The following is a 3,450-nucleotide window of genomic DNA, read 5'->3' as shown; positions in this document are numbered from 1 at the left end:
TCAGTAGCGGTAGTGGTCCGGCTTGTACGGGCCCTCGACCGGGACTCCGATGTACGAGGCCTGCTCGGGGCGGAGGGTCGTGAGGCGGACGCCGAGGGCGTCCAGGTGGAGACGGGCGACCTTCTCGTCCAGGTGCTTGGGGAGCGTGTACACGCCGACGGGGTAGTCGGACGTCTTCGTGAAGAGTTCGATCTGGGCGAGGGTCTGGTCGGCGAAGGAGTTCGACATCACGAAGGAGGGGTGGCCGGTCGCGTTGCCGAGGTTGAGCAGACGCCCCTCGGACAGGACGATGACGACCTTGCCGTCCTCGAACGTCCAGGTGTGGACCTGCGGCTTGACCTCGTCCTTCACGATCCCGGGGATCTGCGCCAGGCCGGCCATGTCGATCTCGTTGTCGAAGTGGCCGATGTTCCCGACGATCGCCTGGTGCTTCATGCGGGCGATGTCGGACGCCATGATGATGTCCTTGTTGCCGGTGGTCGTGACGAAGATGTCCGCCGTCTCCACCACGTCCTCCAGGGTGGCGACCTGGTAGCCGTCCATCGCCGCCTGCAGCGCGCAGATCGGGTCGATCTCGGTGACGATCACCCGGGCGCCCTGGCCGCGCAGCGACTCCGCCGAACCCTTCCCGACGTCCCCGTAGCCGCAGACGACGGCCGTCTTGCCGCCGATCAGGACGTCGGTGGCGCGGTTGATGCCGTCGATGAGGGAGTGCCGGCAGCCGTACTTGTTGTCGAACTTCGACTTCGTCACGGCGTCGTTCACATTGATCGCGGGGAAGAGCAGCGCGCCCTCGCGGTGCATCTCGTACAGGCGGTGCACGCCCGTCGTGGTCTCCTCCGTGACGCCCCGGATCCCCGCGGCGATCGTGGCCCAGTCCAGGGTGGTGCTCCGCAGGAGCTCCAGGATGACCCGGTGCTCGTCGTTCTCGGCGGTCGACGGGTCCGGGACCGCGCCGGCCTTCTGGTACTCCACGCCCTTGTGGACGAGGACGGTGGCGTCGCCGCCGTCGTCGAGGATCATGTTCGGGCCCTCGGCGTTCGGCCAGGTCAGGGCCTGCTCCGTGCACCACCAGTACTCCTGCAGGGTCTCGCCCTTCCAGGCGAAGACCGGGATCCCGGCGGCGGCGATCGCGGCGGCCGCGTGGTCCTGCGTCGAGTAGATGTTGCACGACACCCAGCGGACCTCGGCGCCGAGCGCGACCAGCGTCTCGATGAGGACGGCGGTCTGCACCGTCATGTGGAGCGAGCCGGTGATCCGGGCTCCGGCGAGGGGCTGCGTCTCGGCGTACTCGCGGCGGATGGACATCAGGCCCGGCATCTCGTGCTCGGCGAGGGTGATCTCCTTACGGCCGAAGGCGGCCAGGGAGATGTCGGCGACCTTGTAGTCGGTGAAGCCGGTCGCAGTGGGGTCAGACATGGACAACGCTCCTCGCGTTCATGATGGTTCGGTGGATTTCCAGGGCCGCCGTCGACCTGTTCAGCGTGATGTAGTGCAGTCCCGGCGCGCCCTCGTCGAGCAGTCGCAGGCCCATCGCGGTCGCGTGCTCGACGCCGATGCGATACGCCCCGGCCGGGTCGTCCTTGGCCGCCTCCAGGCGGTGCGCCAGGTCCTCGGGGAACGCGGCGTCGCTGAGCTCGGCGAAGCGCCGGATCTGGCGCACGTCGGTGGCCGGCATGATCTCCGGGATGATCGGGGTGTCGCAGCCCGCGGCCGCCACCCGGTCGCGCAGCCGCAGGTAGTCCTCCGGATCGAAGAACATCTGCGTGATCGCGTAGTCCGCGCCCGCCCGGCACTTCGCCACGAAGTGCGCCAGATCGCTCCCCGTATCAGGGGATCTCGGATGGCCCTCGGGGAAGGCCGCCACCCCGATCCGGAAGTCACCCAACGACCGCACCAGCTCCACGAGTTCGTGGGCGTAGGTGAAGCCCTGCGGGTGGGGTGTCCACGGGCCGCGCGGGTCGCCCGGCGGATCTCCGCGCAGCACGAGCACGTCCCGCACGCCGACGTCGGCGTACGCGCCGATGATGGCCCGCAGCTCGGCGACCGAGTGCCCGACCGCCGTCAGATGCGCCACCGGCCGCAGGGTCGTCTCCGCCGCGATCCGCTTCGTCACCTCGATCGTCCGGTCACGCGACGAGCCGCCCGCGCCGTACGTCACCGACACGAAGTCCGGCGACAGGGCCTCGACCCGGCGGATCGCCTCCCACAGCGTCCGCTCGCCGCGCTCGGTCTTCGGCGGGAAGAACTCGAACGAATACGTGGGGCTCACAGGCGCCGTCCTCCCGCGTTGAAGTAGCTCGCCTCCGGGTGATGGACGACGATCGCGTCCGTCGACTGCTCGGGGTGCAACTGGTACTCCTCCGACAGCTCCACCCCGATCCGCTCCGGCCGCAGGAGCGCGGCGATCTTCGCCCGGTCCTCCAGATCAGGACAGGCCGGGTAGCCCAGCGAGTAGCGGCAGCCCTGGTACTCGGTGCGGAGCATCCCCTCCAGGGACGCCGGCTCGGCGCCCGCGACCCCCCACTCGGCACGCACCCGCGCATGCCAGTACTCGGCAAGCGCCTCCGCCAACTGCACCGACAGTCCGTGGAGTTCGAGATAGTCCCGGTAGGCGTCGGCGGCGAAGAGCTTCGCCGTCTCCTCGCCGATCCGGGAGCCGACGGTGACCACCTGCATCGCGACGGCGTCGATCTCGCCGGAGTCCTCCGCGCGGTGGAAGTCGGCCAGGCAGAGACGGCGGCCCCGCTGCTGGCGGGGGAAGGAGAAGCGGGTCCGCTCGCCTCCGTCCTCGTCCAGGACGATCAGGTCGTCGCCCTTGGACACACAGGGAAACCAGCCGTAGACCACGGCCGCTTCGAGGAGGTGGTCCGTCTGGAGACGGTCCAGCCAGGCCCGCAGCCGCGGCCGGCCCTCCGCCTCGATGGTCCCGGCGTCCTTCAGCCCCCACTGACCCTTGAAGAGGGCACCCTCGTCGAGCCAGCAGGCGTACTCGGCGAGCTGGATGCCCTTGACGACCCTGGTCCCGAGGAAGGGGGGCTCGGGTACGGGGTTGTCGGCGGCGATGTCGGAGCGGCCGGCCGGCTCCGGCTCGCGCACCTCGGCCGCGAGCAGCGGGGTCTCGCGTTTGGGCACGCGGCGCTGCTTGAGTGGCGGGAGTACGGCGCCGGGGACGCCTCGTTTGACGCCCATGAGGGCGTCCATGAGGCGCAGGCCCTCGAAGGCGTCACGGGCGTACCGCACCTCGCCCTCGTACAGCTCGTGGAGGTCCTGCTCGACGTAGGCCCGGGTGAGGGCCGCGCCGCCGAGGATCACCGGGTAGGTGGCGGCAAGACCGCGGCCGTTCAGCTCCTGGAGGTTCTCCTTCATGATCACGGTGGACTTCACGAGGAGGCCGGACATGCCGATCACGTCCGCCCGGTGCTCCTCGGCGGCTTCGAGGATGGCGGA

General features: G+C 69.8%; 3 protein-coding genes. All 3 read right to left on the bottom strand.

Annotated features, from left to right (window positions below; genetic code table 11):
- Positions 1 to 1,419: an adenosylhomocysteinase gene (gene ahcY, locus ACZ4XX_RS40200; protein ID WP_468512765.1), complete on the bottom strand. Its 1,419-nt coding sequence runs from the start codon at positions 1,417 to 1,419 to the stop codon at positions 1 to 3.
- Positions 1,412 to 2,272, bottom strand: a complete 861-nt coding sequence (metF, locus tag ACZ4XX_RS40195; protein ID WP_468512764.1) for a methylenetetrahydrofolate reductase [NAD(P)H] — start codon at positions 2,270 to 2,272, stop codon at positions 1,412 to 1,414. The genes ahcY and metF overlap by 8 nt, the downstream gene beginning before the upstream one ends.
- Positions 2,269 to 3,450 (bottom strand): vitamin B12 dependent-methionine synthase activation domain-containing protein (locus tag ACZ4XX_RS40190; RefSeq protein ID WP_468512763.1); only part of this gene is annotated, 1,182 nt, incomplete at its 5' end. The genes metF and ACZ4XX_RS40190, both read right to left, overlap by 4 nt.

This window comes from Streptomyces sp. NPDC029956 (genome assembly GCF_055574655.1).
The sequence above is the reverse complement of the archived record's forward strand: the minus strand, read 5'-3'. Positions and strand labels throughout refer to the sequence as shown.

What these genes read in the sequence shown, in the direction of transcription:
- ahcY (WP_468512765.1), bottom strand. Translation starts at nt 1,419, where the DNA reads ATGTCTGACCCCACTGCGACCGGCTTCACCGACTACAAGGTCGCCGAC.